The sequence below is a fragment of the Aquabacterium sp. genome, from assembly GCF_035476535.1.
Taxonomy (GTDB): Bacteria; Pseudomonadota; Gammaproteobacteria; order Burkholderiales; family Burkholderiaceae_C; genus Pseudaquabacterium.
In genome coordinates this window covers 1-26,532 of sequence record NZ_DATILJ010000287.1, presented here as the reverse complement: position 1 = coordinate 26,532, position 26,532 = coordinate 1, and the positions used below count along the sequence as shown (strand labels likewise).

25 protein-coding genes and 1 pseudogene are annotated in these 26,532 nt (G+C 70.3%); 10 read left to right on the top strand and 16 right to left on the bottom strand.

Annotated elements, in window-relative coordinates; all coding sequences use genetic code 11:
* Positions 1-137: 137 nt before the first annotated feature.
* A complete protein-coding gene (locus tag VLK61_RS28150) occupies positions 138-677 on the top strand; it encodes a cupin domain-containing protein (RefSeq protein ID WP_325426307.1) in 540 nt (179 codons plus the stop codon).
* A gap of 133 nt (positions 678-810) precedes the next feature.
* Positions 811-1,464, top strand: coding sequence for a GntR family transcriptional regulator (locus tag VLK61_RS28145; RefSeq protein WP_414636879.1), 654 nt, complete (start codon positions 811-813; stop codon positions 1,462-1,464).
* Between the two features lie 164 nt (positions 1,465-1,628).
* Here VLK61_RS28145 and VLK61_RS28140 read toward each other — a convergent pair whose 3' ends face one another.
* The 8 genes from VLK61_RS28140 to VLK61_RS28105 all read right to left on the bottom strand — a co-directional run bounded on the left by VLK61_RS28140 (position 1,629) and on the right by VLK61_RS28105 (position 9,687).
* Positions 1,629-3,215, bottom strand: coding sequence for a bifunctional 3-(3-hydroxy-phenyl)propionate/3-hydroxycinnamic acid hydroxylase (locus VLK61_RS28140; RefSeq protein ID WP_325426303.1), 1,587 nt, complete (start codon positions 3,213-3,215; stop codon positions 1,629-1,631).
* 59 nt (positions 3,216-3,274) lie between these two features.
* Positions 3,275-4,138, bottom strand: coding sequence for a fumarylacetoacetate hydrolase family protein (locus VLK61_RS28135; protein WP_325426301.1), 864 nt, complete (start codon positions 4,136-4,138; stop codon positions 3,275-3,277).
* A gap of 110 nt (positions 4,139-4,248) precedes the next feature.
* The gene (locus VLK61_RS28130; RefSeq protein WP_325426299.1) at positions 4,249-4,959 is read right to left on the bottom strand and encodes an ABC transporter ATP-binding protein; all 711 of its coding nucleotides are present in this window, start codon (positions 4,957-4,959) and stop codon (positions 4,249-4,251) included.
* Entirely contained in the window at positions 4,952-5,680 is a 729-nt protein-coding gene (locus VLK61_RS28125; RefSeq protein WP_325426297.1) for an ABC transporter ATP-binding protein, read from the bottom strand. Before VLK61_RS28125 ends, VLK61_RS28130 begins: the two co-directional genes overlap by 8 nt.
* Entirely contained in the window at positions 5,677-6,624 is a 948-nt protein-coding gene (locus VLK61_RS28120) for a branched-chain amino acid ABC transporter permease (protein ID WP_325426295.1), read from the bottom strand. The genes VLK61_RS28125 and VLK61_RS28120 overlap by 4 nt, the downstream gene beginning before the upstream one ends.
* Positions 6,624-7,502: a branched-chain amino acid ABC transporter permease gene (locus tag VLK61_RS28115; protein ID WP_325426293.1), complete on the bottom strand. Its 879-nt coding sequence runs from the start codon at positions 7,500-7,502 to the stop codon at positions 6,624-6,626. Before VLK61_RS28115 ends, VLK61_RS28120 begins: the two co-directional genes overlap by 1 nt.
* Before the next feature lie 40 nt (positions 7,503-7,542).
* Complete coding sequence (locus VLK61_RS28110) at positions 7,543-8,763, bottom strand: amino acid ABC transporter substrate-binding protein (protein WP_325426292.1); 1,221 nt, start codon at positions 8,761-8,763, stop codon at positions 7,543-7,545.
* Between the two features lie 213 nt (positions 8,764-8,976).
* Positions 8,977-9,687, bottom strand: coding sequence for a GntR family transcriptional regulator (locus tag VLK61_RS28105; protein WP_325426290.1), 711 nt, complete (start codon positions 9,685-9,687; stop codon positions 8,977-8,979).
* 81 nt (positions 9,688-9,768) lie between these two features.
* Here VLK61_RS28105 and VLK61_RS28100 point away from each other — a divergent pair, with 81 nt between their 5' ends.
* A complete protein-coding gene (locus VLK61_RS28100; protein ID WP_325426288.1) occupies positions 9,769-10,845 on the top strand; it encodes an aromatic ring-hydroxylating dioxygenase subunit alpha in 1,077 nt (358 codons plus the stop codon).
* A 7-nt stretch (positions 10,846-10,852) separates the two neighbouring features.
* Positions 10,853-11,818: a PDR/VanB family oxidoreductase gene (locus VLK61_RS28095; RefSeq protein WP_325426286.1), complete on the top strand. Its 966-nt coding sequence runs from the start codon at positions 10,853-10,855 to the stop codon at positions 11,816-11,818.
* Between the two features lie 54 nt (positions 11,819-11,872).
* Here VLK61_RS28095 and VLK61_RS28090 read toward each other — a convergent pair whose 3' ends face one another.
* From VLK61_RS28090 to VLK61_RS28075, 4 genes are read right to left on the bottom strand one after another with little or no spacing between them, the layout of a single operon-like run.
* Entirely contained in the window at positions 11,873-12,430 is a 558-nt protein-coding gene (locus VLK61_RS28090) for a VOC family protein (protein ID WP_325426284.1), read from the bottom strand.
* Between the two features lie 21 nt (positions 12,431-12,451).
* Positions 12,452-13,444, bottom strand: a complete 993-nt coding sequence (locus VLK61_RS28085; protein ID WP_325426282.1) for a zinc-dependent alcohol dehydrogenase family protein — start codon at positions 13,442-13,444, stop codon at positions 12,452-12,454.
* A gap of 5 nt (positions 13,445-13,449) precedes the next feature.
* Positions 13,450-14,028, bottom strand: coding sequence for an amino acid synthesis family protein (locus VLK61_RS28080; protein WP_325426280.1), 579 nt, complete (start codon positions 14,026-14,028; stop codon positions 13,450-13,452).
* Between the two features lie 16 nt (positions 14,029-14,044).
* Positions 14,045-15,007, bottom strand: a complete 963-nt coding sequence (locus tag VLK61_RS28075; protein ID WP_325426278.1) for a tripartite tricarboxylate transporter substrate binding protein — start codon at positions 15,005-15,007, stop codon at positions 14,045-14,047.
* Positions 15,008-15,200: 193 nt separating this feature from the next.
* On the opposite strand from VLK61_RS28075, the gene VLK61_RS28070 reads away from it, so the two are divergent.
* The 5 genes from VLK61_RS28070 to otnI all read left to right on the top strand — a co-directional run bounded on the left by VLK61_RS28070 (position 15,201) and on the right by otnI (position 19,786).
* On the top strand, positions 15,201-16,007 hold the full coding sequence (locus VLK61_RS28070) for a FadR/GntR family transcriptional regulator (RefSeq protein WP_325426276.1): 807 nt from the start codon (positions 15,201-15,203) through the stop codon (positions 16,005-16,007).
* An 87-nt stretch (positions 16,008-16,094) separates the two neighbouring features.
* Complete coding sequence (ltnD, locus tag VLK61_RS28065) at positions 16,095-16,994, top strand: L-threonate dehydrogenase (protein ID WP_325426274.1); 900 nt, start codon at positions 16,095-16,097, stop codon at positions 16,992-16,994.
* A gap of 4 nt (positions 16,995-16,998) precedes the next feature.
* Entirely contained in the window at positions 16,999-18,282 is a 1,284-nt protein-coding gene (otnK, locus tag VLK61_RS28060; protein WP_325426272.1) for a 3-oxo-tetronate kinase, read from the top strand.
* Positions 18,279-18,929, top strand: a complete 651-nt coding sequence (locus tag VLK61_RS28055) for an aldolase (protein ID WP_325426270.1) — start codon at positions 18,279-18,281, stop codon at positions 18,927-18,929. Before otnK ends, VLK61_RS28055 begins: the two co-directional genes overlap by 4 nt.
* Before the next feature lie 41 nt (positions 18,930-18,970).
* Positions 18,971-19,786 (top strand): 2-oxo-tetronate isomerase, encoded by an 816-nt coding sequence (gene otnI / locus VLK61_RS28050; protein WP_325426268.1) that lies wholly within the window; start codon positions 18,971-18,973, stop codon positions 19,784-19,786.
* A 14-nt stretch (positions 19,787-19,800) separates the two neighbouring features.
* Here the strand turns inward: otnI and VLK61_RS28045 are convergent, their stop codons facing one another.
* Positions 19,801-20,382 (bottom strand): OmpA family protein, encoded by a 582-nt coding sequence (locus VLK61_RS28045; RefSeq protein WP_325426266.1) that lies wholly within the window; start codon positions 20,380-20,382, stop codon positions 19,801-19,803.
* 175 nt (positions 20,383-20,557) lie between these two features.
* Here VLK61_RS28045 and tagH point away from each other — a divergent pair, with 175 nt between their 5' ends.
* Positions 20,558-21,871 carry a type VI secretion system-associated FHA domain protein TagH gene (gene tagH, locus VLK61_RS28040; protein WP_325426309.1) on the top strand — a complete coding sequence of 438 codons (1,314 nt, stop codon included), beginning with the start codon at positions 20,558-20,560 and terminating at the stop codon, positions 21,869-21,871.
* A 49-nt stretch (positions 21,872-21,920) separates the two neighbouring features.
* Here tagH and tagF read toward each other — a convergent pair whose 3' ends face one another.
* From tagF to VLK61_RS28025, 3 genes and pseudogenes are all read right to left on the bottom strand, one after another.
* Positions 21,921-22,592 (bottom strand): type VI secretion system-associated protein TagF, encoded by a 672-nt coding sequence (gene tagF / locus VLK61_RS28035; protein ID WP_325426264.1) that lies wholly within the window; start codon positions 22,590-22,592, stop codon positions 21,921-21,923.
* 12 nt (positions 22,593-22,604) lie between these two features.
* Positions 22,605-26,114 carry a type VI secretion system membrane subunit TssM gene (gene tssM / locus VLK61_RS28030; protein ID WP_325426262.1) on the bottom strand — a complete coding sequence of 1,170 codons (3,510 nt, stop codon included), beginning with the start codon at positions 26,112-26,114 and terminating at the stop codon, positions 22,605-22,607.
* Positions 26,114-26,532 (bottom strand): annotated as a pseudogene (locus VLK61_RS28025) (type VI secretion system protein TssL); the annotation flags it as partial. The gene tssM and the pseudogene VLK61_RS28025, both read right to left, overlap by 1 nt.

Below are 26,532 nucleotides of genomic sequence, written 5' to 3'. Positions count from 1 at the left end.
GCGGGCACGCTGGACCTGTCGGTGTTCGAGCATGTGTGCAGCCCGCTGGACCAGGTCAACGAAGCGATCTCGGGCATTGCCCAGCGCAACGGCGGCTTCAGCAATTTCGTGATCAACCCCTGAACAAGGAGCCGACGATGCAAGTCAGACGAGTGGTCACGGGCATCGGGCCCGAGGGGCGTTCCGGCGTCGTCTCCGACGCGCCGGCGCCGCGCAGCGCCGAGTTCGCCAGCGTGCCGGGCTTTGCCTCGGCGCTGATCTGGTCCACGCCGGCCGGCGCAGCCGTCGGCCAGGGCACGCCGAAGGACGATTCACCGCAGGTGTCCTTCGTGCCGGGACCCGGCGAGACACGGTTGATGATGGTGAAGTTTCCGCCCGACTCGGTGATGATGCGGCCCGAGTTCGATGGTGCGGCCTTCGGCGCCGAGTTCGCGCGCAATGCGCCGGGCCTGGCCGAGACCTTCGAGATGGATCACCCGGGCATGCACACCACGAACAGCATCGACTACGACGTCGTGCTGGACGGCGAGATCGTGCTCGAACTCGACGATGGCCGGGAAGTCATCTTGCGCCAGCACGACGTGGTGGTGCAGAACGGCACCCGCCACGCCTGGCGCAACCGCACGGACCGGCCGGCGACGATGCTGTTCGTGCTGGTCGGCGCCGGGCGGCGTTGAGCGGCAGGCACTGAGCGGCATTCAGCCCGCCCCGGGCGCTGCGACGCGAGCCTCCTTTGGCTGATGGCACTTTTGTGCATAGAATGCCAGGCACCGACGAAAGGCCTTCATGCAGGAGCACGCCCCCCCACTCGTGGATCAAGCCTTCCAGCGCTTGCGCAAGGATGTGCTGATCGGCACCTATGCCGCCGGCGCCAAGCTCAAGGTGGAAGAGCTGCAGGCCGCCTACGGTTTTTCAAGCAGCCCGCTGCGCGAGGCCTTGAGCCGGCTGTCGCAGGAAGGGTTGGTGCGGGCCGACGAGCGACGTGGTTTCCGCGTGGCGCCGCTGTCGCCGGAAGACCTGCAGGACATCACGCGCATGCGGCTGATGCTGGACGTGCCGGCGCTGCAGGAAGCCATCACGCAGGGCGATGACGCCTGGGAAGCCGCCATCGTCGCCGCCTTTTATCGCCTGGATAAGGTGGAGGCGCGCCTGCCGGACGGCCCGGTGCTGCTGGACGAAGAATGGAGCGGCCTGCACCGCGACTTCCATGCCGCGCTGCTGGCCGCCTGCCCGTCGCAGCGCCAACTGGCGTGGAGCGCCAGCCTGTTCGACCAGGCGGAGCGCTACCGCCGCTTTTCGGCGCGCTTTCGCAAGAGCGCGCGCCGCAAGTCGAACGAACACAAGAAGCTGATGGACGCGACGCTGCGGCGGGATGCCGACACGGCCTGCGCGCTGCTGACGGAGCACATCCGCGGCACGCTGCGCAACGTGGAAGCGGCGTTCGAGATGGCCGCGGCTGGTTGATATCGGTCGTTGGGGCTTTGGCTTTGGCTTTGTTGTAGGGCGGCGATCTTGCGTGGCACTGCGCCGGGTCCCGCCCGCCGGGGCGGAATCCCGGCACCGTGCCCTGGCGCAGTGCCACGCAAATTTCACCGCCACCGGCAAAGCAGGCCGATGCGACCTTGGCCTCAAACCAGGCCGGCACGAACGCGCGCCAGCAACTGCAGCGCCTCATCGACCGACGCCGCCGTGCTGTGCACGCAATGATCCGGCCGGACCACGGCAAAACGGCGGCCCAGCTGGGCCAGCCAGGACAGCAGGACCGGCATGTCCTCCACCGCGTGCACGACGCCAGGAACGGCGTCTTGGGACATCTGGCCGGGAACGGCGTCCTGCGACGCCCCGAACTGCACCAGCACGCCATCCAGCGGCTTCAGCGCCTCGAGCAGCACGTCGCGTTCGGTAGCAGTCAAAGCCTCGGCCGCGACGAGACGCACGCCGCGGCCGGTCAGATCGTCCAGCCGCACGAAATGCTCACCGGCACGCACCAGCGGTTGCGGCAGCAGCGTGCCGGCGCCGGGTGTGTCGCGCTCGATCAGCCCATCGGCCAGCCCGGGGATCATGTCCTGCCGGTAGCGCGTGCTGACCTGGCCGCCTTGCTCGGCCAGCAGGCGCGCATCGCGCTCGCGGGCGCGCTGGGGGTCGCGCTCGCAGATCACGCGGCCCAGCTCCAGCGCGGTGCGGGTGGTGGCCACCACATGCGGCCGGCGCTCCAGCGCGTAGCTGTCCAATAGCGTCTGCGAGGAGCGGCCACGGATCACGCGCTCGAGCTTCCAGGCCAGGTTCAAAGCGTCGCGCAGACCCTGCACCATGCCTTGCGCCATGAAAGGCGGCGTCATGTGCGCAGCGTCGCCGGCCAGCAGGATGCGGCCGCGCCGCCATTCATGGGCCACCAGGCCGTGAAAGCGGTAGGCCGCGGCGCGCCAGATCTCGGCCTCGCCGGGTTTCAGCCAGCGCTCCAGTAGCGGCCACAGCTGCTCGGGCGGGAAATCGGGCGACAGGCTGTCGCCGGGCAGCAGCATGATCTCCCAGCGCCGGTGGCGACCCACGCCGGTGACAAAGGTGCAGGGACGCTCGGCCTCGCAGTACTGCACCTGGGTCTGCGGCAATTCGGCCAGCTTGGCATCGGAGACGATGGCGTCCACCACCAGCCAGGGCTCGTCGAAACCCAGGTCTTCCAGCGTGATGCCCAGCCGCTTGCGCACCGGGCTGGAGCCGCCGTCGCAGGCAATCAGCCAGGGCGCGACATAACGCGTGACATCAGCGTCGCCGGGCAGCACCACGTCGGCCCAGGCCTGGGCGCCGTCCTGGCCGACCTCGCGCACGTCGGCGCTGGTGGCCACCTGCACGTTCGGCAGCTCGGCCAGGCGGTCGCGCAGGATGCGCTCGAAAGCCGGCTGTTCGAACACGTAGTTCGGGGCCCAGCCCAGGCGGTGCGGTGGCGGCGCGGCGTCCAGGCGCTTGATCAGCTGCCCGTCCATGCCGCGGTACTCACTCGGCCGGTACGGTGCGATGTGCGGCGCCAGCCGGTCGGCCACCTGCAGTTCCTGCGCGATGCGCATCACCTCGTGGTCCAGGCCCGCGGCGCGTGGCAGCGGGAACAGGTCGGGCAGGCGGTCGAACACCGCCACGCGCAGCCCGCGCTGGCCCAGCAGGCCCGCCAGCGCGGCGCCGGTGGGCCCCAGGCCCACGATGATCACATCGGTTTCTCTCATGCGGCGCTCGGGGTGGTCGTGGTCATCGTGGCCATCATGGCAGTCGGGGGGCGGGTGGCTCAGGCCTGCTGCACGACAGGGTTGCGCAGCACGCCGATGGCCTCGATCTCGACCTCGATGGTGTCGCCCGGCTTCATGTAGCGCGGCGGCTTGCGGCCGAAGCCGACGCCCGCCGGCGTGCCGGTGACGATCACGTCGCCCGGTGCCAGCGTGAAGATCGTCGAGGAGTAGGCGATCAGCCGCGGGATCGAGAAGATCAGGTGTCCGGTGTCGCTGGATTGCACGACCTCGCCATTCAGGCGCGTCTCCAGCTTGAGCTTGCGGCCGGGTTCGATCTCGTCGGCGGTGACCATCCACGGGCCGAAGGGACCGGTGTTCTCGAAGTTCTTGCCCGAGGCGATCTGCTTGGCGTGGAACTGCCATTCGCGCACGCTGACATCGTTGTAGACGCTGTAGCCGGCGATATGCTTCCAGGCATCGGCCTCGGCGATGTCGCGCCCGCCCTGGCCGATGATCACCGCCAGTTCGCCTTCCCAGTCCAGCGTCTCGGACACACGCGGCCGCACGACGGGTTGGTCATGGCCCACCTGCGACCGCCACACGCGCAGGAAGATCGGCGGGAAGTCCGACAGCTCGCGCTGCAGGCCCGCGGCGAGGGCCTCGTTATGGTGGTCCAGGTAGTTGCGCACGGCGCAGATGATCTTCTCCGCCTGCGGAATGACCGGCAGGTACTCGATCTCGCTGAGCTTCGCGGCGATCGGGCGCCCCTTCACGTGCTCTGCTGCTTCGAGGTAGGCGCCGCAGGCGATGTAGTCGCGCAGCGTGGCCACGCCCTCGCGCCAGGTCGACAGGTCGACCACGCCGTCGCCGACGACGGCACCCCAGGCTTCGCGGCCGGCGCTTCGGTAGGTGAGGAGTTTCATGGAACTTGCTCCGAGTTGAGTGGCGCCGGGACGGCACCGGGATGGCTTGCGTGTTAACGCATGAAAAGCATTTTATGCATAAAAATGGAAGACGTGGCAGCTTTCGGCGCTCAGCCGCCGCCCAGATAGGCACGCTGCACCGCCGGATCCTGCCGCAGTGCCTCGGCGCTGCCTTCGCCGACCACGCGGCCGGTGGCCATCACGTAGCCGCGGTCGGCGATGGCCAGGCTCAGGTGGGCGTTCTGCTCGACGAGCAGGATGCCCACGCCGAGCGCCTTCACCTGGCGCACGGCCTGGAACAACTCCTGCGCCATCAGCGGGCTCAGGCCCAGCGAGGGCTCATCCAGCAGCAGCATCGTGGGCTCGGACATCAGCGCGCGGGCCACCGCCACCATCTGCTGCTCGCCGCCGCTCATCGTGCCCACCGTCTGCTTCAGCCGTTCACCGAGCCGCGGAAAGAGCTGCAGCGCGCGTTCGAGGTTGCGCTTCTCGCCGCTGCGCGCGCGCGGGGGCAGGGCGCCGAGGCGCAGGTTTTCCAGCACGCTCAAGTCGGCGAAGAGGCCGCGTCCTTCGGGCACCAGCGCCAGGCCGGCGTTCACCAAGTGATGCGGCGGCATCGCCAGCAGGTCGCGACCGGCTAGCGTGACGCGGGCGCCGGGCCCGGGCTGGCGCATGCCGCCCAAAGCGCGCAGCAGCGTGGACTTGCCGGCACCGTTGGCGCCGAGCATCACCACCAGTTCGGCAGGCCGCACTGTCAGGTTCACCGCGTCGAGCGCGCGGTGCTTGCCGTAATCCACCGTGAGGGCGCTGACTTCAAGCATGGGCACGCCCCAGGTAGACATCGATCACCGCCGGATCGGCCAGCACCGTGGCCGTGGGGCCTGCGGCCAGGCCGCTGCCGGTGCTCATCACCACGCAGCGGTCGCACAGCGCGCGCACGGCTTCCATCACATGCTCCACGAGCACGACCGTGAGGCCGGACGATCGCAGCGCGGCGATCAGCGTGATGCCCTGCTGCAGTTCGGTCGGGTTGAGCCCGGCCAGCCACTCGTCCAGCAGCAGCAGCCGGGGCTTCAGGGCCAGCGCCCGAGCCAGTTCCAGCCGCTTCTGGTCGATGTAGGTCAGCTCGCCGGCCTGCACGTGGGCGCGTGGCGCCAGGCCGACCCGCTCGATCAGTTCCATGGCCTCGGCCACCGACGCGGCGCCGAACACCGGCTTGGCACGGAAGGCCAGGCCGACCTGCACGTTTTCCAGGCAGCTCATGCCCGGCAGCACGCGCACCAGCTGGAAGGTACGCGCCACGCCGGCGCGGGCGATGTGGTGCGGCGCCAGGCGGTCGATGCGCCGGCCATCGAAGTGGATGCGGCCGCCGCTGGCGGCCAGCGCGCCGGAGATCAGGTTCAGCGCCGTCGTCTTGCCCGAACCGTTGGGGCCCAGCAAGCCCAGCACTTCACCACGCGCGACGCTGAAGCTCAGGCCGCTGACGGCGCGCAGGCCGCCGAAGGATTTCTGCAGGTCTTCGACCTCCAACAACGCGCTCATGAACGTGCCTCCTTCAAGCTGCCGGCAGCCCGGCGCCAGGTCCAACGCTTGAGCAGTGCCACCACGCCACCCGGCAGCACGAAGACGATGACCAGGAAGGTGGCACCCAGCAGCACCGGAAAGTAGTTGGGGAAGTGCACCGACAGCAGCTCGAACAGCGCGGTCAGCGGCACCACGCCGGCCAGCGGGCCCAGCCAGTGCCCGGGGCCGCCGAGCAAGGCCATGATCAGCACCTGGAACGACACGTTGGCATTGAAGACGATGCCCGGATCGATGTAGGTCCAGCGCGGTGCGATCACCGCGCCCACCAGCGTCATGAAGCCCGCGCTCAGCACGAACAGCAGCACCTTGGTCCGCGTGGTGGCTATGCCCAGGTGGCGGGCCGCCGTCTCGTCCTCGCCGATCACGCGCAGCGCCAGCCCCAGCCGCGAGCGGCGCATCCACCAGCCGGCCGCCAGGGCGAGCGCCAGCAGCGCCAGCAGTTGCCAGTAGATGGCGAGCTGCGGGATGTCCAGGAACACGTAGCGGCCACTCGTCTTGGTGATGTTCACCTCGTACCAGCCCACCAGCTGCTTGATCAGCTCGGCCAGACCGAAGGTGAACACGACGAAGTACACGCCCGACAGCCGCAAGGTGGCCAGGCCGACCAGCAGCGCGATCAAGGAGCCGATGCCCAGCGCCGCGGTCAGCACCAGCGGCCAGGGCATCAGTTCGCCGAGCACCGCCACGGTGTAGGCGCCGACGCCGTAGAACGCCGTGGTGGCCAGCGAGATGTAGCGCGTGGGGCCGGAGAACAGCGCCCAGGCGGTGGCCATGGTCGCGAACTGCAGCAGGTTGATGCCGTAGGACAGCAGGTAGTCGTTGCGCAGGGCCAGCGGCAGCAGCGCCATCACCACCACGCCGGCCATCACCGCAAGCGCGGGGGTGTCGATCGTGTGTTTCATCATCGTGCCACCCGCCGAGCGAACAGGCCCTGGGGCCGCACCAGCAGCACCAGCAGGAAGATCAGGAAGGTGGCGGCCAGCGTCAGCCCGGGGTCGATGAAGCGGGCCACCAGCGTCTCGACGAAAGCCAGCAGCAGGGCCGCGGCCAGGCAGCCCATCACATTGCCGACACCGCCGAGGATGACGATGACCAGTGCCTTCATCGTGAACGCCACGCCTTGTGAGGTGCTGAAGGGCAGGAACATGCTCACCAGCACGCCGGCGCCGATGACCAGCGCACCGCCCAGCGCGAAGGCCAGCGCCGCCATCGCCCGCGGATCGATGCCCACCAGGTGCGCGAAGCGCGGCGCATTGGCCATCGCCCGCATCGCCGTGCCCCAGCGTGTCCACGCCAGCCCGCCGTAGACCGCCACGCACAGCGCGGCAGCAACACCGGCCGCCAGCAGCCGGTTGGCCGCCACCGGCGTGCCGCCCACGCTGACGCCCTGCGCCAGGAAGCCGTAGCTCTGGTAGCCGCCGCCGAACAGCACCAGCAGCACGCCCTCAATGACGAACAGCAGGCCGAAGGTGGCGAGGATGCTGTCCACCTCCAGCGCCGCCGGAGTGGCCGCGCGCCGCACCAGCGGCGCCAGCAGGCCGCGGTACAGCAGCCACTGCAGCGCGAAGCCCACCGGCAGCGCCAGCGCGAAGGCGGCCAGCGGGTTCAGCACGCCGGCGCCGAACAGCGCATAGGTGGCAAAGGACGCGGCGATCATCACCTCGCCGTGGGCGAGGTTCATGATGCGGGCCACGCCGTACTGCAGCGTGAGGCCCAGCGCGATCAGCGCGTAGATGCCGCCGAGCGTCAGCCCGCCGACGAGAACTTCGACGATCAGCATGGCATGGTCCGTGATGTGTTCCGTGGTGCGCGCCGTGCCGTCACTGCCAGGCCGGCTTGGGGATCACCGGCGCCTTGGCGCCCGGCTTGCTCTCGGGGGCGATGCCCTGGAACACGCCGTTCTGCCACTGGCCGATCATGAAGGTCGCGCCGTTGAGCACCGGGTTGCCGAGGCGGATGGTGCCCAGCACGGTGTCGAAGCTGCCGCTCTTGATGTCCTTCAGCACGGCCTCGCGGTCGGTCGTTCCCACCCGCTCGATGGCCTGCTGCAGCACCTGCAGCGAGGCGTAGGTGACCGGGCTGGCCCAGTTCTCCGCGTCCTTGCCGTTGGCCGCCTTGAAGCGCGCGAGGTAGTCCTTCATGCGCGGTGAATCGCCGTCGATGCCGCCGAAGCCCATCTGGCCTTCGGCGCCGGCGCCGTACTTGGCGCGGAAGAACGGGAACTGCGTGCCGATGCCGGTGAAGAACACCTTGGTGTTCAGGCCGGCCACGCGGGCCTGGTCGCTCAGCAGCACGGTGTCCGGCGGGTAGGAGAAGGCGATGAAAACGTCGGGCGCCTGGGCCTTGATCTCGTTGAGCAACGGCGACAGGTCCTGCGAGCCCGGTGGGTAGCTCTTGTCGACGACGAGCTTGAAACCGTGCTCCAGCGCCTGCTTGCGCGCGGCCGAGGCGTTCTCGACACCGAAGGCGTCGGCCACGTGGATCATCGCGATCTTGTCGCCGATGCGTCCGGCCTTGCGCGCGGCCTCCAGCAGGTTCATCAGCGCGTCCGCATAGCGCCGGTTGTCGCCGAGCAGGAAGAAAAGGTTGGGCCAGCGCTTGGTGAGCTCAGGCGCGCGCTCGGTCTGCACGGTGGTGCCCAGCAGCGGCAGGCCGTGCTTGGCGAAGGTGGGGGCGGCCGCGATGTTGGCGGCCGTGCCGGCTGGCGGTAGCACGAAGTCGACCTTGTCCTGTGTGATCAGGCGCTCCACCGCACGCACCGTTTCCTCCGTGCTGGAGCGGTCGTCGTACTCCACCACCTCGATGGGCACGCGCTTGCCGTGGGCCTTGAGCATCAGGCCGCCGGCGGCGTTGACCTCCTTCACCCACATGTCGTAGTTCGGGCGGATGGTGACGTCCGTCAGCGCCGCATTGGGGCCGCTCTTGGCCAGCGACCAGCCGATGCGGATGCTCTTGGGCGCTTCCTGCGCCATCGCCAGCGTGAAGCTGCCGGCCGCCGTGATGGCGGCCAGCGAAGCACGGATCCAGGGTTTGCGGCTCATCGTCGTCTCCGGGGTGGTGCGGACGCCGGATGAACCGGACACCGCTTGTTAATGCGTAGAGATGAGTTTATGCATAAAACTAGAATTACCCATTGGTGATTGCCCGCAGCCAGGCAGCGACGTGCACGGCTGCGCACGCAGCCGTGCACGTCGGCGACGATGAGGTTCTCATTGCGGGGGCTGGCGGCTCGGCGCCGCCCTGCGGGGAAAGCGCTAGCTCGCGGCTGACGTGGCCGCCAGGCCCAGCATCGCGGCGTAGCGCAGGCCGATGTAGGCGTGCTCGCGCATCAGCATCTCGGCCCGAGCCGACTCGCCGCGTTCCAGCGCGTCGAAGATCAGCCGGTGGTGGACTTGCGCCAGGCGAAGCTTGTCCAGCTCCTTGCCCAGTGCGTTGCGATCGATGGTGATCGAATCTGCCGAGGCGAAGGGCAGGTGGTTGTTGCGGGTGATCGCGTCGCCGATCACCCGGCTGCCGGTGGCGTGCACGATGCTGTCGTGGAAGCGCGCGTTGAGCCGGCTCCAGCGTTCGATGTGGGCCTCGCTCAGCGGCGCCTCGGCCAGCACCTGCTCTCCTTCTTCCAGGCAGCCGAGCAACACCGCGCGCACGGCGGCGTCCAGCCCGCGTTCGGCCAGGCGCCGCGCCGCCAGGCCTTCCAGTGCACCGCGCACCTCGATGCCGCAGAGCACATCGGCCTCGGAGAACTCCCGCACGACGAAGCCGCGCTTGCCGGTTTTCTGCAGCAGCCCCTCCTGTTCCAGCGTGCGGAAGGCCAGCCGCACCGGCGTGCGCGAGACGCCCAGCGCTTCGGCCACCGAGAGCTCGGCCAGGCGCTCGCCGGCGGCATAGCGGCCGTCCATGATGAGTTTTCGCAGCGAGGTCACGACGCTGGTGGTGCCGGGCAAAAAACCGTCGATTGGATCCAATTTAATCTCCGTGCTTGCATTTATCGGCGATTTTAGGCACCATTGGATCCCATCAATGGGATCTAATCAGCCGGAGACACGATGTTCCCCCGAAACACCTGGTATGTGGCCGCCACGCCCGATGAAGTGGCCGACAAGCCCTTGGGCCGCACAATCTGCAACGAACGCCTGGTCTTCTACCGCGGTGCCGGTGGCCAGGTGGTGGCGCTGGAAGACTTCTGTCCGCACCGCGGCGCGCCGCTGTCGCTGGGCCGCGTCTGCGAAGGCGAGCTGATCTGCGGCTACCACGGGCTGAAGATGGGCTGCGACGGCAAGACGGTGTCGATGCCGGGCCAGCGCGTGCGCGGTTTCCCGGCCATCCGCAGCTTCCCGGTGGTCGAGCGCTGCGGTTTCATCTGGGTCTGGCCGGGCGAGGCCGGCCTGGCGGATCCCGCCAAGATCCACCCGCTGCCCTGGGCCGAGAACCCGGCCTGGGCCTACGGCGGCGGGCTGTACCACATCCAGTGCGAGTACCGGCTGATGATCGACAACCTGATGGACCTGACGCACGAGACCTACGTGCACGCCACCAGCATCGGCCAGCCCGAGATCGACGAGACGCCGTGCGCCACGCGCACCGAGGGCGACGAGGTGATCACCAGCCGCTTCATGAACGGGATCCTGCCGCCGCCGTTTTGGCAGATGGCGCTGCGCAGCAACGGCCTGCCCGACGACCAGCCGGTGGACCGCTGGCAGATCTGCCACTTCTCGCCGCCGTCGCACGTGATGATCGAAGTCGGTGTCGCGCTGGCCGGCAAGGGCGGCTACGACGCGCCGCCGGAGTTCAAGGCCTCCAGCATCGTGGTCGACTTCATCACCCCGGAATCGGACAGCTCGCACTGGTACTTCTGGGGCATGGCCCGCAACTTCAAACCCGAAGACCAGGCGCTGACGGCGCAGCTGCGCGAAGGCCAGGGCAAGGTCTTCTCCGAGGATCAGCAAATCCTCGAACAGCAGCAGGCCAACCTGCTGCGCTGGCCCGAGCGCAAACTGCTGATGCTGAACATCGATGCCGGCGGCGTGCAGTCGCGCCGTGTGCTGGACCGTGTCATCGCAGCCGAGCGGGCGCCGATGCAGCCGGGCGGCGCAGGGATCCCGGTGACCCCCCCAACAGCGTGAGGCCTGCATGAACACCCCTTTCTTGTCGGTTCGCGTCGCGCGCAAGGCCGTCGCCGCGCAGGACATCTGCGTCTTCGAACTCGTCGCGGCCGATGGCGCGGCGCTGCCGCCGTTCACCGCCGGCGCGCACATCGACGTGCAGCTGCCCGGCGGGCTGACGCGCCAGTACTCGCTGTGCAACCCGCCGCATGAAACGCAGCGCTACCAGATCGGCGTGCTGCGCGACGCTGCCTCGCGCGGCGGCTCGCTCGCGATGCATGAGCAGATCCAGGCCGGCCAGCAGCTGACGATCAGCGCGCCGAAGAACCACTTTCCGCTGGTCGCCGGAGCTGGCCGCAGCCTGCTGCTGGCCGGCGGCATCGGCGTGACGCCGATCCTCTGCATGGCTGAGGCGCTGGGCGCCGCCGGTGCCGATTTCGAGATGCACTACTGCACTCGTTCGCGCACGCACGCGGCCTTCCTGGATCGCCTCGCGGCCGCTCCGTTTGCAAGTCAGGTGTCATTACATTTCGACGACGAAGCGCCAGCGCAGCGGCTGGACATCGCCGCGCTGCTGGCCTCGGTGTCGGCCGACACCCACCTCTACGTCTGCGGCCCCAAGGGCTTCATCGAAGCGGTGCTGGCCAGTGCGCGCGCGCAGGGTTGGGCCGAGGCCCGCCTGCACTGCGAATTCTTCGCCGGCGAAGTGATCAACGTCGACACCGACGCGGCCTTCGAGGTCGAACTCAAGCGTTCGGGCCGCGTGGTCACGGTGCCCAAGGGCATCACCATCGTCAAGGCGCTGGGCGATGCCGGCATCGACGTGATGGTCTCGTGCGAGCAAGGCGTGTGCGGCACCTGCCTGACCCCCGTGCTCGAAGGCCAGCCGGACCACCGCGACAGCTACCTCACGCCCGAGGAGCAAGCCGCCAACGACCAGATGCTGCTGTGCTGTTCACGCGCCAAGAGTGCGCGGCTGCTGCTGGACTTGTAAGCGGGGCATCGGGTGCGCCGGCCGGCGCGGCTTCGAGCTCGGCAATCTGCTGGCTCAGCGCCGGCCCGTGAGGTCCGCAGTCGTGCTCGCGAAGCGCGCCGCCCAGTCTTCGACCGTCGCGAAACCGGGGTCGGCGCGGCAGGCGGCTTCGGTCGCGGCCCAGATCTCGGTGTCGGACTGCTCCAGGTCCAGTGGGTCGCCATGCGGCTGCGGCACGTACCAGGGCGTGTCGAGGTAGACCTCGATGGTGTTGCCCTCGGGATCCAGGAAGTAGATCGACAGCGCGTTGCCGTGGTTCATGCCGCGCATCTGCGTGGCGCCGCCGGCCAGCGCGTTGCTGCGCACACGGCGCAGATCGTCGATGGCGGTGATCTTGAACGACATCTGCATCACCGTGCTCGGTGTATCCGCCGCACGCCCGCTGGCCAGCACCAGCTGGTGGTGCTGCGTCGGCGAGCCGCTCAGGAAGTTCAGCTGGAACTTGAAGTTGCGGCCTTCGCCCTGGTCGGTGAGCTGCAGGCCGAAGACCTGGGTGTAGAAGCGCGTCATCGCATCGATGTCGTGCACGAAGATGCCGAAGTGCGAAAGCTGCGGAATGCAGACGGGGTTCATGGTGTTTCCAGGTTGGGGCGCTCAGGGGTGCAGCACCAGTTTGCCCACCGTGTCGGGCGCGTCCAGCAGTTCATGGGCGCGGCGGGCCTGGTCCAGCGGCAGCACCGTGGCCCGCGGTGCGCGCACGGCACCGCTGGCCATGGCGTCGATCGCGGCCTGCATCAGTGCGCGGCGCTGCGTGGTGTCGGCGTCGAAGCTGTGCATCGAGAACACACGCACCGCCAGGCTGCGGCCGAGCAGCGTGCGCAGTTCGGCGAACACATCGGCGCTGGGTGGGCCGGCAACGATGTTGTAGGAGACGGCCAGGCCCAGCGGCGCCAGCGACCGCAGGCAGTCGATGAACAGCGCCGCGCCGACGGCGTCGACCGCGAGATCGACGCCGCGCCCGCCGGTCAGCGCCATCACCTGCGCCGGCAGGTCGGGCGCCCGCGGGTCCAGCGCTGCGTGCGCGCCGTTCTCCAGCACGAACTTGCGCTTGTCCGGCGAGTTGGCGGTGGCGATGACCTGCAGGCCGCGGCCGCGCGCCGTCTGCACCATCGCCGAAGCCACGCCCCCGGCGGCGCCGGTGAGCAGCACCGAGCGCACCGCCGCGGCCGCGCCGCAGCCGAACAACAACGCCTGCGCCAATTGGAAGTTAGGCAGGCTTACCGCGTCGTCGAAGCTGATGGCGTCCGGCAGCGGGTACAGCGCCTCGGCCGGCGCGCAGGCGTATTCGGCGTAGCCGCCGCCGCGTTGCGGCAGCTCGCGCGAGCTCAGCAGCACGCGCTGGCCCGCGGCCAGCCCGTGAACGCCGGGGCCGAGGGCATCGACGACGCCGGCCAGCTCATTGCCGGGAATCGCCGGCAGCGGCGGCATCCATTTGTAGCGGCCGGTGCGCATCAGCACATCGGGCCGGCCGACGCCGATGGCGCAGGCCTTCACCCGCGCCTGGCCCGGCCCGGGTTCGGGCCGCGGCAGCTCGGCCAGTTCCAGTGCTTCCAGGCCGCCGGGCTGGCGGATGACGATGGCCTTCATCGTGGTCAGCGCTGGCCGTCGTGCACGGCCACCTGGTCCTTGCGCAGGCCGCCCAGGCGCTCGTGGATGCGGCCGCCATCGGCCATCACCAGCGCAAAGGCGATCTCGTCGGGCCGCGGGCCGTCTTGCACGCCGACTTCCATCGCATTGAAATGGCTGCGCACGTAGGCGGCGTGGATGTAATGCAAGGGCACCATCAGCCGGTAGCCGGCCGAGGCCACGGCCTTGGCCGCGGGCACGATGGCCTTGGGCTCGCCCAGCGCCGCGCGCATGGCCCAGCCGCCGGCTTCGTGCCACACCGCGCCGTGTTCCAGCTCGCCGTTGACGCCGACGATCGCCGCCTTGCCATAGGCTTCGACGCGGTCCTTGCCGAGCACGCCCACCAGCTCCTGCGCCAGTGCGCTGCCCAGTGCACGCAGCTCGGCCATGAAGGGCAGCAGATCGGGCTCGTAGCGGCCGGCGTAAGGGTTGTGCACCACGGCGATGGCCGCGGCCATGCGCAGCGGTGTGGCGGCCGGCGGGCCGCCTTCATGGTGAATGGTTTCGACGGCCAGCAGGCGCTTGCGGATCTGGATCAGCGACATGGAAAGTTCCTTCGGGTTACAGGCGGGGGATCTTCGCGTCGGCGACGACCTGGGTCCATTTCTGCACCTCCGCGCCGACCAGGGCAGCCATTTCCTGCGGCGTGCTGCCGCGGGCTTCGCCGCCCATTTCTTCGAGGCGGGACTTCACGGCCGGCAACTGCAGCGCCTTCTGCGTCTCGGCGTGCAGCCGCTCGACGATGGCAGGCGGCGTGCCGGCCGGCAGCATCCAGCCGGCCCACGAGCGCACGTCGTAGCCGGCCACGCCTTGTTCGGCGACGGTGGGCACTTCGGGCAGGCCGGGCCAGCGCTGCGGCCCAGTGACCGCCAGCCCACGCAGCTTGCCGGCCTTCAGCTGGCCGAGCACCGCCGTCGGCGGCACGATCACGAACGGCATCTCGCCGCCCAGCAGCGCGGTGACGGATGCCGAATCGCCGCGGTAGGGCACATGCAGCAGCTGGACGCCGGCCATCCTGGCCAGCAGTTCACCCGCCAGGTGGTGGGTGGAGCCGACGCCGGCCGTGCCGTAGGCCACCGCGCCCGGTGCCGCGCGCGCGGCGGCAAGCACATCGCGCAGCGTGCGGTGCTTCGAATCGGCGGTCGTGACGATCAGGAAGGGGAAGAAGGTGATCGTCGAGACCATCTGGAAGCTGTTGACGGTCTGGTAGGGCAGCTTGTCGTACAGCGCACCGGCCACGGCGTGGCCGCCGGTGGCCAGCAACAGCGTGTAGCCATCGGGCGCTGCGCGCGCGACGCTGCCCGAGGCCAGCGTGCCGCCGGCCCCCGCCACAGCCTCCACCACCAGCGGCTGGCCCAGGCTCTTGCCCAGCTCGGTGCCGAGCACGCGCGCGATGGTGTCGGCATTGCCGCCTGCCGCAAAGCCCTGCACCACCTTGATCGGCCGCGCGGGCCAGGCCTGGGCGCGTGCCTGCGGCAGCAGGGCGGTTCCCAGTGCGGCGGCGGAGAAGTGTCGGCGTTGCATGCGGTCGGTGCCATCCGTTGGGAATGGGCACGAATATACACTTTATGCATAAAAGCATTGATGAGCATAAACCCTGAAGGATGATGGGCACAGGCGATGACCCACGCACGGCCGCCCCGGGAACGCCAGCGTTATATTGTTGTCATACAGCTTCCCGATGCCCAGGCAGACCGCCGCGCATCCCCCGATCAACATGGACAGTCCTTTTCCGCTGGAGCGCATGCCGGCCTTGCGCGTGAGCGCGCCGCTGTCCGAGCAACTGGCGCAGGCGCTGATGCTGAGCATTCGGGAGGGCCAGCTGCCGGCGGGTCAGCGCCTGCCGACCGAAGGTGCGCTGGGAACGCGCTTCGGCGTCAGCCGCACGGTGGTGCGCGAGGCCTTGTCGCGGCTGAAGATGCTGGGCCTGATCGAATCGCGCCAAGGTGCCGGTGCGTTCGTGCGCAGCAGCCCGGCGCCGGCGCAGGAACCGCTGGTGCTGGCGCCTGACGGTTCGGTCGACGCGGTGATCCAGATGGTCGAGGTGCGGCGCGCGCTGGAGGCCGAGTCGGCCGCGCTGGCGGCGGCGCGGCGCACGGCCGCCGATGTCAAGCACATCCAGTCCACGATCCGCACGCTGGAACGGGCCGTGGCGGCGGGCGGTGACGGCGTGGCCGAGGACGTGGCCTTCCACGTGGCCATCGCGACGGCGGCGCGCAATCCGTTTCTGCTGGCCACGCTGGGCTACCTGAACCACTTCCTGCTCGACGCCACGCGGGTGACCCGCGCCAACGAGGCGATGCGCGCCGACCTGGCGCAGCAGGTGCGCGACGAGCATGCCGCCATCGTGCAGGCCATCGAAGCGCGCGATGTGCCGGCCGCGCGCATGGCCGGCGCAGCGCACATGGTGAATGCCGCCGAACGCATCGGCCGTGCCGATCCGGTGTTCTGGGCCGAGCAGGGGCGGCAGCTGGCCGGCCGCCTGCGTGCCGAGCTGGGCGCGCCGCTGAATCGATCAGGGTAATCCCGGTGTGGCGGCAGGCCTGCTTGCGCCTAAAGTTGTATGACAACCTGTCAACTAATTCATGGGTCTCTCCAGGAGCTTGCTGCGATGACACAGAACATCGGCGTGATCGGCCTCGGCGCGATGGGCCGCGGCATGGCGCAGTCGCTGCGCCGCGCGGGCTGCACCGTGCATGTGTGCGACGTGCGGGCCGAGGCCGCGCTGGCTTTCGCGGCCGAAGGCGGCGTGGCCTGCGCCAGCCCGGCCGAGCTGGCGGCGCAGTGCGAGGTGGTGGTCAGCGTGGTCGTCAACGCAGCGCAGACCGAGAGCGTGCTGTTCGGCGAGGCCGGCGCTGCGTCGGCGATGAAGCCCGGCAGCCTGTTCGTGATGTGTTCCACCGTCGACCCGAACTGGTCAATCGCGCTCGAAAAGCGCCTGGCCGCCTTGGGCCTGTTGTACCTCGATGCGCCCATCTCCGGCGGCGCCGCCAAGGCGGCGTCGGGCCAGATGACGATGATGACCTCGGGCCGCCCCGAGGCCTACGCCAAGGCCGGCGGCGTGCTCGACGCGATGGCGGCCAAGGTCTATCGCCTGGGTGACGCGGCCGGCACCGGCAGCAAGGTCAAGATCATCAACCAGTTGCTGGCGGGCGTGCACATCGCTGCCGCGGCCGAGGCCATGGCGCTGGGCCTGCGCGAGGGCGTGGACGCAGCGGCGCTGTACGAGGTCATCACCCACAGTGCCGGCAACAGCTGGATGTTCGAGAACCGCATGGCCCATGTGCTGGCCGGCGATTACACGCCGCTGTCGGCGGTGGACATCTTCGTCAAGGACCTGGGGCTGGTGCTGGACACCGCACGCGCCAGCAAGTTTCCGCTGCCGCTGTCGGCCACCGCGCACCAGATGTTCATGCAGGCCTCAAGCGCCGGCTACGCGAAGGAAGACGACAGCGCGGTGATCAAGATTTTCCCGGGCATCACGCTGCCGGCCCGGACAGGCGGAGCCTGAAGCGATGAACAAGCTCTTGCTCGGCTGCATTGCCGACGACTTCACCGGCGCCACCGACCTGGCCAACAACCTGGTGCGCGCCGGCATGCGCACGCTGCAGACCATCGGTGTTCCCGAGGGGCCCTTGCACGCCGAGGCCGACGCCGTGGTGGTGGCGCTGAAGTCGCGCACCGTCCCGGCGGCCGATGCGGTGCAGCAGTCGCTGGCGGCGCTGCGCTGGCTGCAGGCGCAGGGCGTGCAGCAGGTGTATTTCAAATACTGCTCGACCTTCGATTCCACGCCGGCCGGCAACATCGGCCCGGTCACCGATGCGCTGCTCGATGCGCTGCACGGCGCAGGGCAGGGCTTCACCATCGCCTGCCCGGCGTTCCCTGAAAACAAGCGCACGGTGTTCAAGGGCCATCTGTTCGCCGGCGATGTGCTGCTGAACGAAAGCGGCATGCAGAACCACCCGCTGACGCCGATGACTGACGCCAACCTGGTGCGCGTGCTGCAGCAGCAGACGACGCGCAAGGTTGGCCTGGTCAGCTACGAGGTGGTGGCGCAAGGCCCGCAAGCGATAACCCGGCGGCTGCAGGCCCTGCAGGCCGAAGGCGTGCAGATCGCCGTGCTGGACGCGATCTCGAACGAAGACCTGATGCGCATCGGCCCAGCGCTGCGCGGCATGGCGCTGGTCACGGCCGGATCGGGCATCGCCATCGGGCTGCCGCAGAACTGGCAGGCCAGCGGAGCACTGGCGCCGGGGCAGGCCAGCGATCTGCTGCCGCCCTTCGAAGGCCTGGGCGCCGTGGTGTCGGGCAGCTGTTCGGTGGCCACCAACGCCCAGGTGCTGGCATTCAAGCGCGCGGGCCGGCCGGCTTTCGCCATCGACCCGGTGGCCGTTGCCGCCGGTGACGACGTGGTCGGCAGTGCCTTGTGCTGGGCCGAGCCGCTGCTGCCCGGCGGGCCGGTGCTGGTCTACGCCACGGCGGCATCGCAGGCCGTGCAAGCCGTGCAGGCCCAACTGGGCGTGGCCGAGGCGGGTGCGCTGGTCGAGCGAACGCTAGCGGCCATAGCGAGCGGCCTGATCGGGCGCGGCGTGCGCCGGCTGGTGGTGGCCGGCGGCGAGACCTCGGGCGCGGTGGTGCAGGCGCTGGGCGTTCGGCAGATGGCCATCGGCGCGCAGATCGATCCGGGTGTGCCGTGGACCTGGGCCCGTACCGCGCTCGGCCCTGGCATTCACCTGGCCCTGAAGTCGGGCAACTTCGGCAGCGAAGACTTTTTCCTCAAGACCTTCGAGGCCCCATGACCGAAGACGCGCTGCGCGACGAGATCTGCCGCATCGGCCGCTCGCTGTTCGAGCGCGGCTATGTGCATGCCAGCGCCGGCAACATCAGCGTGCGGCTGGACGACGGTTTCCTGATCACGCCCACCGATGCCTGCCTGGGCACGCTGGATCCGGCGCGGCTGGCCCGTGTCGACGGCCAGGGCCTGCCGCTGTCCGGCGACCGGCCGAGCAAGACACTGGCGCTGCACCGCCGCATCTACGCCAGCGAGCCCGAGGCCCGCTGCGTGATCCACACCCATTCCACGCACCTCGTGGCGCTGACGCTGCAAGGCGTCTGGCGCGCGCAGGACATCGTGCCGCCGATCACGCCGTACTTCGTGATGAAGGTCGGCCATGTGCCGCTGATTCCGTACCACCGGCCCGGCGATCCGGCGCTGGGGGAGGCGATCACGCAGCACATCCTGCGCATGCGCGAAGCCGGCACGCCGATCCGCGCGGTGATGCTGGACCGGCTGGGCCCGAACGTCTGGCACGGCTCGCTGGCCGAAGCCAGTGCGGTGCTGGAAGAGCTGGAAGAGACGGCGCGCCTGTGGCTGATGACGCGGGCCGCGCCGCTGTCGGACACGCAGATCGACGAGTTGCGGGTTCACTTCGGCGCCCGCTGGTAGACCCCACCGCACCCACCCCACCCCGAACCGAGAACACCGCCATGCCGCGCTTTGCCGCCAACCTGAGCATGCTCTACCCGGAGTTCGATTTCCTCGACCGCTTCGCCGCCGCGGCGCGCGATGGTTTCGAGGCTGTCGAGTTCCTGTTTCCCTATGCGCATGAGCCGGCGGTGCTGGCGCAGCGTCTGGCCGATCACGGCCTGCAGCAGGTGCTGTTCAACGCACCGCCGGGCGATTGGGAGGCCGGCGCGCGCGGCATGGCCTGCCTGCCTGGCCGCCAGGCGGAGTTCCGCGCCGGCATCGAGCGTGCGCTGCACTACGCCCAGGCGCTGGATTGCCCGCGCATCCATGTGATGGCCGGCCTGGCCCCGGCCGGCGCCGAGCGGGCTGCGCTGCAGGCCACCTACGAAGCCAACCTGGCCTGGGCGGCGCACCAGGCGGCGAGCTGTGGGCGAGACCTGCTGATCGAGCCGATCAACACGCGCGACGTGCCCGGCTTCTTCCTGAACCGGCAGGACGAAGCCCACCGCATCGTGCAAGCCATTGGAGCGGCCAATCTGAAGGTGCAGATGGACCTGTACCACTGCCAGATCGTCGAAGGCGACGTGGCGATGAAGATCCGGCAGTACCTGCCAACGGGCCGTGTCGGCCACTTCCAGATCGCCGGCGTGCCGCAGCGCCACGAGCCCGATATCGGCGAGTTGAACCACGCCTACCTGTTCGAGGTGATCGACGAGGTGGCCGCGTCCTGCGGCTGGCAGGGCTGGGTGGGCTGCGAGTACCGGCCGCAGCGCGGCGCCGAAGCGGGCGGCACCTCGCGTGGGCTGGCCTGGCGCGCCGCGCAAGCAGGGCGCTGAGCCGCAGGCGCGCTTCACCCGCCCCGGAACTGCACCCGGCGGTTGTCCGGCGCGTTGGCGTCCAGGCCATCGATCGGCTGGCGTTCGCCGACGCCCATGTCGCGCATGCGCCGGGGGTCGATGCCGTGCTGCTGCACCAGGTAGTGCTTGACCGCTGCGGCACGGCGCTGCGAAAGCTGCCGGTTGTAGTCTTCGCTGCCGACGGCATCGGTATGCCCTTCGATCACCAGGCGCTGCTCGGGCGGCAGCAGCTTGATGCCTTCGGCCAGCGCATCGAGCTGCTCGCGTGCCTGCGGCAGGATGGCAAACGAATCGAACTCGAACTTCACCGGCAGCGACAGCGCGCGCGGTCCCGCGGCATCGGAGGGTGCTGCGGTCGCGGTCGCCGCCGCGGCTGGCGCGTCGCCGAGCAGGCGGATCGAGCGCGTGCGCGGCGCGCCGCCGCCGCCGGACAGGATCTGCTTCACCTCCTGCGGATCGACGCGCTGGCCTTCGCGGTAGTGCAAGGTGATCTCCGTCACGGGCAAGGTGATTTGCGCCACGGCACCTCCCTGCATCAGTGCCATCAGTGCCACAGCGGCGAGCGAACGCATCATTCGAAGCTCCTGAAGGGCGGCAACAGGCCCCGGTGCGTGAGTTGCAACCGCTCGGACTCCGGTTCAAACGTTCTGTCGGGCCAGGCGCCGTTGCCGGTTGTGACGGCAACTGACGCATCCGGCCGGCGCTGGTAGAGTGAGCTTCCCCCTGTTGCGAAGGCGCTGCGCCGTGCCGATGATCGTCCTGCGCATTCTTCAGCGCCCGGACGGCATTGCCGCCGTCCCGGACGTGCACGCTATCCACCCGGTCGGATCGACCATCGGGCGCGCGCCTGATTGCGACATCGTGCTGGACGATCCCTTGCGCCTGGTGTCGCGCCGCCATGCCTGGATCAAGCCCGAAGGCGGCGACATGGCGCTGCTGCGCTGCCTCAGCACGACGTCCGAATTGATGGTCAACGAGCAGCCTCTGCCGACCGGTCATGAGTGCCTGGTTCGCAGCGGCGACCACCTGCTGATCGGCGGTTTCGAGGCGATTCTCGAGACGCGCGTGCTGTCCGCATCGGTCGCCGCAGCCGCCGATGCGACCATCGTCGCAACGATTGCCGAAGCGCAGCGCACGGCCCCCTTCGAGCGGCCGCCGCGCCTGGACCAGTGGTTCGACCTCGACACCGTGCCCGACCCGCTTGGGCCGCGATCACCGTTGCCGGCGCTCGATGGCGCGGCACCACGACCGCCCGGCCGCCCGCAGCGCGCCGAGTTGCCGTCGTCGACGCCGGCCGGCGCCGAGCCGCCCTGGCCCGCCACGCAGCTGCTGCGCCGCGATTCGCCGGTCACGGCCGGCCTGGCGCCGGACCTGCCGAGCCCCGAGATACCGAGCGCCGACATCACCGCGCTGCAGCGCGCGTTCCTGCAGGGGGCCGGCCTGCCCACCGGCACGCCGCTGACACTGAGCCCGGCCTGGATGGCGCACATCGGCCAGCTGCTGCGGGCTGCTACCGAATGCACGATGGGGCTGCTGCACAGCCGCGCGGTGACCAAGCGCAACCTGCGGACCAAGGGCACCGGCATCTCGGCGCGCGAGAACAATCTGCTGAAGTTCGCGCCCGATGCCACCGAGGCCTTGAAACTGCTGCTGGATCCGGAGGACCGGCCCGGCTTCCTGGGCCCGGTCGAGGCGGTTCATGCCGCGCAGAAGGATCTGCAGGTGCACCAGCTGGCGATGATGGCCGGCATGCGGGCGGCGATGGTCGAGATGATCTCGCGGCTCGGGCCGGAGGCCGTCGAGGCGGCCGCCGATCCGCCGCGCGGGCTGGCCCGGTGGGTCCCGGCATTCCGCGAAGCGCAGCTGTGGCGGCGGCACCACCAGACCCACGCGCGGCTGGTCGAGAACCTGGATGAGGCCCTGGAAGCCGCCTTCGGCCGCGAATTCGTGCGGGCCTATGAAGCGCAGGCGTCGCCCGGCGAAGCCGCGGCGGCGCTGGAGACCGTGCGCGCCGCGCACGAGCCGCTGCGGGACCCAATCCTCGGCCACACGCCCGAGCGTTGAGCCGGCACGTGTCTGATGGCCGCACACCCGGTCAGGGCCGTACCCCCAGTCAGGGCCGCACGCCCAGCAGCGTGAACATCAGCCCGTCGTGCGGCGGCCAGGCCGCGACCATCGGCGCGCGGATGTCGGCCACCGGTTCGGTGCACCACCAGAATGACGCGGCCTGCGGCCATGCGCGGCGCAAGGCTGCGACCGTGTCATCGCGCAGCGGCACGGCGCCTGTTGGCGAGGCCGGCTCCGGCGCTGCGGCGGCCAGCGGCGGCCACGGCGTCGTCGCCCAGTGGCTGGCGCTGTGCTCGAAGGCCTCCAGCGAATCGAGCGCCATCGCGTCATAAAGCCAGTCGCTCATGGCCAGCGCACGGGCCTGTAATTGCGCCAGCGGCACGGCATCGATCGCGCCGGCGTCCAGGCCCTCGGCGACCAGCAGCGGAAAGACCCGGCCGACACGATCCGCCGAACCACCGACGACGCCCGACCATGCCGGCTCGCCCCGGCCCGCGCCGGGCAGCAGCCACTGCCAGGTCGCCATGCCGCGCACATGCTGGCGCAGCAGCGCGCGGCCGAGCCGTTGTTCCACCGCGGGCAGGCAACGCTGCAGCCAGGCATCCCAGGTGCGCACCCACGGCCCAGGCAGGCCCCTGCCGACGAAATCGCCGACCCAGGGCAGCTTGCCGTACCAGCCGATCCCTTGAGGCAGGGTCGGTGATCGCCTGTCGTCCATTGCGATGTCTCCTCACCATCCCTCGGGGCAGCGGAAGCGGCTCAGCTCGCCCAGCAGCGTGGCCGCGACCGGTCCTTCGGCCTTCATGTCGACGCGCAAGCTGCGGCCGTCGACCTGCAGCTGCGCCACCGCTGCCGGGCCGCTGCCGCGCTGCAGGCCGCTGCGCTGCAACACCCGAAGCAGGGCCCAGGGACCTTCGTGCACCTCAGCGCCGACGCCGCCGGGGCCCGCCGGCAGGATGCGCAACACCACGCGCTGCGTGCCGGCGGGGCCGGGCCACGTGATGTCCTTGGCGCGGCGCGGCCCGTTTTCATAACGCAGGAGTTGACCGTCCACGTCGGCGCTGAACATCAGCAGCTCGGCATCCATCGCCGCCGGCGTCAGCTGCAGCCGCAGTTGAGGCAGCGCCGCGCCGCGCTGGAAGAACAGGCGGCGGATGTCCTCGGCCATCTCGAAGCTGCGCAGCGTGGCCCGTGCCTTGTCCGCGGCCGTTGTCGTCGTGTCGTCCAGGACACGCCAGGGGCGGCGCTGCGTATCGACCCGGCCGGCCAGGTGCGCACGGAAGAAGCCGTCGAGCAAGCCCTGGGGGCCGAACAGCCGCGCGAAGTCGGCAAACGGCAGGTCGCGCTTGGCGTCCGCCGCAAACGGGAAACGCTCGCCGATGATGCGGCGGCAGGCCTGCGTCAGCTCGGCCAGCCCGCCGCCGAGCTGGCGTTCGAGCGTGCGGCGCTGCTGCAGCGCCAGCGCATCGGCCAGCCCGGTCCAGACCTCGCGCAGCGGCGCCGGCGCGACGGCGGCTTCCGCGCGCAGCGCCAGCGCGGATTCAGCCGAACGGCGGCCCGCGGCGTCCTGCAGCGCCTCGGCCAGCGGCACCACCAGCCGGTCGATCGCCTTCTCGCCGGATGCGGCGGCGTAGTTGCGCAAGGCGCCAAAGTGCGCGGCCAGTGCCGCGTCGAGCACCTCGGTGGCCGCAGAGGCGGAGGACGCGGTCGGTGCGGTCGCCCCAGTCGCCGTGGTGACCGCAGTGGGGGCCGGCGACGCAGCCGGATCAGCTGGCGCCGAGCGTGACGCCGCAGCCGGGAACTCGCTCGTGATTCGGCGCAGCAGGCCTCTCAGCGGCGACTGCGCTGCGGCGAGGCCGGCGGTGAACCGGGCCAGCGCCTCGCTGTCCGCCGGCGGCTGCAGCGCCAGGGCGGCCAGCCAGCGGTCCCATTGCGCGATCGTCGCCCTGGCATGCCGCGCACCGACCTGGCGCGCCACCGCGTCGCGTGCCGCGCGGTCGGACGGCAGGCGTTGCAGCGCCGGCGACAGGTCGCCCAGCACCCACTGCGCCTCGTCGGCCAGCTCGGCGATCGTCGGTTCGAGCGCCGGGTCGATCAGCCCGCGCCAGGCATGGCGCGTCAACTCCGCCGGGAGGGCCGGCAGGCCGGACACGGCATCCGGCGGCGCAAAGGCCAGTTCCGCCGCGGGACCGGCCAGGTCGGCCTGCCTGGGCTCGCCGCCGAGCCGCTCGCGGGCGCGGCGCAGCAGCCGCTCATGCACGCGCTGCTCGAAGGGCACGCCGGCCAGCGCGGCGCGGGCCGTGCGCACGGCAGCGCCGTCGAGCTGCAGCACGCCGAGCACGGCATTGCGTTCGAGCAGCGCATCGAGGTGCCGCAGCCACTCCTGCTGCTCGGCCGCGCCCGGGCTCGCGCCGCCGGCGGCGCTGCCGGTCACCGGCGCCGCGCTGAAGGCCTGCGCCGCCCAGCGCCTGACTTCGCCGCGCTGCAGTCGGCCCGGTGTCGTCAGCATCAGCGCGACGCGCAGCGCGTCATAACGCGTTATCGGATCGGCCTCCTGCTGCAGCGCCTGCGTCAGCCGTTCGGCCAGCAGCGGCGCGAAACTGCGGTCGAGCACCTGGTGGTAGGTCTGTTCGGCCGAGCGCGCCAGGCGCGGACCCTGGAACAGCCCGAAGCCCAGGCCCCAGGGCGCCTCGGCCGGGTCGATCGAGCCGCTGGCCGCCAGCTGGTTCAGCAGCGCGTACAGCGGCAGCAACTGGTCGATGCGGCCGGCTGGGGCCGGCTCGATCTGCCGGGCCACTTTCTGCACGCGCTGGCGAACCGATTCCACGTAGCCCAGGTTGTTGCGGTAGCTGATCACCCAGCCCACGCAGGCCAGCAGCATCAGCACGCTCAAGGCGCTGCCGGCCATCGCCGCCAGCCATCGCCGCTGCTGCCGGCGGCGCAGGTTCAGACCGGCCAGCGGTGCTTCGGCGATGACCAGGCGCTGCAACAGCGCGGCCAGGAAATAGGCCTTGCCGGTGGCTGCCGCAGGCGGCGGCGGCTGCAGCGCGAAGCCATAACTGCGGCTGAGCTCGCCGAGCACCCGATCGATCGGGTTGCCCTCCTGCGTGCCGCTGCTGAGGTGGATGCCGCGCACCGGCTGGCGCGGCGCGGTGTGGCAGGCCCGGAAGGCCCGCTGCGCGAAGGTTTCCAGCGCCGGCAGCAGCGCCTCGACCTGCGCCGCGAAGTGGTAGATCGCGGCGCGGCGCTGCAACAGCGGCTCAGCCTGCAGGTGCTGCGGGCACATCGCGGCGATGCGGGCCGGCAGTTCGGCCAGGCGGGCGGCCATGTCGTCCGGCAAGGCCTTGCCGTCGGTGGCCGAGGGCAGGTCGAAGCAAATGCCCCAGGGCTGCTCACGTTGCGCGGTATCGAACTCGCCGAAGTATTCGACAAAGCCGGCCAGCAGGTCGACCTTGGTCACCAGCAGATAGACCGGGAAGCTCAGGCCGAGCTGGCTGCGCAGCTCCTGCAGCCGGCGGTCGACCGCGATGGCCTGGTGGGCCAGCTCGGCGCTGCCTTGCAGCAGGTCGGGCGCGCTGACCGTGACGATCACGCCGTTGATCGGCTGCAGCGCGCGGTAGCGGCGCAGCAGGCGCAGGAACAGGCGCCACTCCTGCGCGTCGCTGCCGGCGTGGCTGTCCTGGGTCGTGAAGCGGCCGGCGGTGTCGATGAACACCGCCTGTTCGGTGAACCACCAATCGCACTGCCGCGTGCCGCCGACGCCGGCGACCGGCGCGCTGCCCAATTGCTCGGCCAAGGGAAAGCGCAAGCCCGAGTGCAGCAGCGCGGTGGTTTTGCCGGCGCCCGGCGCGCCGATGAACAGGTACCACGGCAGCTGGTAGACCTGGCGCCGCCGCTGCCACCAGCGCGTGGCCACGCCGCTGCCCGTCTTGCGCACGGCGATGCCCGAACGCAGCAGGCGCATCGCCGTCGCGAAGCGCTCGGTCAGCGCCTGCGAAGCCTCGTGGCCGGCCTGCAGCTGCGCAAACAGCTGCGCATTGCGCCGCCGCCGCACGAGCCTGGCCATGGCCGCCAGGAGCAGCGCGGTCGCTGCGATGCCCAGCAGCAGCCAGGCGCGCGATGCCCGACTGTCGAACGGATGCTGGCCGGCGACGACCAGCAGCGGCGCGGCCAGCCACACCAGCAGCGCCGCGCCGCCGAGGTTGGCCAGGGTCTGCAATCGTGGCAGCAGCGGCTTCATCAGGGGTACAGCACGATGTCGATGCGCCGGCGCGGCAAGGGTGGCGACGGCGGCAAAGACGGGGTCGAGCCGGGCCGTTCCAGATCGGCCGCCCCTTCGACGGACAGGCGCTCGGCCGGCAGCACGCGGCCGAGTGCATTGGCCGCCTCGCGGGCCCATTCGTAGGACTGGTGCCATGCCGAGGGCAGGCGCGCGCTGCGCCGGTCGCTGCCATCGGTGTGGCCGGTCACCAGCACCTTGCCCTCGTGGGCCGCCAGCGCGGCGCCGATGCGTGCGATCAGCGGCGCGGCGCCGGCCGCCACGGCCGTCGAGCCGGCCTCGAACACGGCCTCGGCAGGCACCGAGACCACGCTGCGGTGCGCTTCGTCACGCACCATCAGCCGGCCGGCCGCCACGTCCTGCGCCAGCAGCGGCGCCA

Coding starts and splice junctions, on each gene's coding strand:
- VLK61_RS28150 (WP_325426307.1), top strand. CDS start 138: ATGCAAGTCAGACGAGTGGTCACGGGCATCGGGCCCGAGGGGCGTTCC.
- VLK61_RS28140 (WP_325426303.1), bottom strand. CDS start 3,215: ATGAGAGAAACCGATGTGATCATCGTGGGCCTGGGGCCCACCGGCGCC.
- VLK61_RS28135 (WP_325426301.1), bottom strand. CDS start 4,138: ATGAAACTCCTCACCTACCGAAGCGCCGGCCGCGAAGCCTGGGGTGCC.
- VLK61_RS28130 (WP_325426299.1), bottom strand. CDS start 4,959: ATGCTTGAAGTCAGCGCCCTCACGGTGGATTACGGCAAGCACCGCGCG.
- VLK61_RS28125 (WP_325426297.1), bottom strand. CDS start 5,680: ATGAGCGCGTTGTTGGAGGTCGAAGACCTGCAGAAATCCTTCGGCGGC.
- VLK61_RS28120 (WP_325426295.1), bottom strand. CDS start 6,624: ATGAAACACACGATCGACACCCCCGCGCTTGCGGTGATGGCCGGCGTG.
- VLK61_RS28115 (WP_325426293.1), bottom strand. CDS start 7,502: ATGCTGATCGTCGAAGTTCTCGTCGGCGGGCTGACGCTCGGCGGCATC.
- VLK61_RS28110 (WP_325426292.1), bottom strand. CDS start 8,763: ATGAGCCGCAAACCCTGGATCCGTGCTTCGCTGGCCGCCATCACGGCG.
- VLK61_RS28100 (WP_325426288.1), top strand. CDS start 9,769: ATGTTCCCCCGAAACACCTGGTATGTGGCCGCCACGCCCGATGAAGTG.
- VLK61_RS28095 (WP_325426286.1), top strand. CDS start 10,853: ATGAACACCCCTTTCTTGTCGGTTCGCGTCGCGCGCAAGGCCGTCGCC.
- VLK61_RS28090 (WP_325426284.1), bottom strand. CDS start 12,430: ATGAACCCCGTCTGCATTCCGCAGCTTTCGCACTTCGGCATCTTCGTG.
- VLK61_RS28085 (WP_325426282.1), bottom strand. CDS start 13,444: ATGAAGGCCATCGTCATCCGCCAGCCCGGCGGCCTGGAAGCACTGGAA.
- VLK61_RS28080 (WP_325426280.1), bottom strand. CDS start 14,028: ATGTCGCTGATCCAGATCCGCAAGCGCCTGCTGGCCGTCGAAACCATT.
- VLK61_RS28075 (WP_325426278.1), bottom strand. CDS start 15,007: ATGCAACGCCGACACTTCTCCGCCGCCGCACTGGGAACCGCCCTGCTG.
- VLK61_RS28070 (WP_325426276.1), top strand. CDS start 15,201: ATGGACAGTCCTTTTCCGCTGGAGCGCATGCCGGCCTTGCGCGTGAGC.
- ltnD (WP_325426274.1), top strand. CDS start 16,095: ATGACACAGAACATCGGCGTGATCGGCCTCGGCGCGATGGGCCGCGGC.
- otnK (WP_325426272.1), top strand. CDS start 16,999: ATGAACAAGCTCTTGCTCGGCTGCATTGCCGACGACTTCACCGGCGCC.
- VLK61_RS28055 (WP_325426270.1), top strand. CDS start 18,279: ATGACCGAAGACGCGCTGCGCGACGAGATCTGCCGCATCGGCCGCTCG.
- otnI (WP_325426268.1), top strand. CDS start 18,971: ATGCCGCGCTTTGCCGCCAACCTGAGCATGCTCTACCCGGAGTTCGAT.
- VLK61_RS28045 (WP_325426266.1), bottom strand. CDS start 20,382: ATGATGCGTTCGCTCGCCGCTGTGGCACTGATGGCACTGATGCAGGGA.
- tagH (WP_325426309.1), top strand. CDS start 20,558: ATGATCGTCCTGCGCATTCTTCAGCGCCCGGACGGCATTGCCGCCGTC.
- tagF (WP_325426264.1), bottom strand. CDS start 22,592: ATGGACGACAGGCGATCACCGACCCTGCCTCAAGGGATCGGCTGGTAC.
- tssM (WP_325426262.1), bottom strand. CDS start 26,114: ATGAAGCCGCTGCTGCCACGATTGCAGACCCTGGCCAACCTCGGCGGC.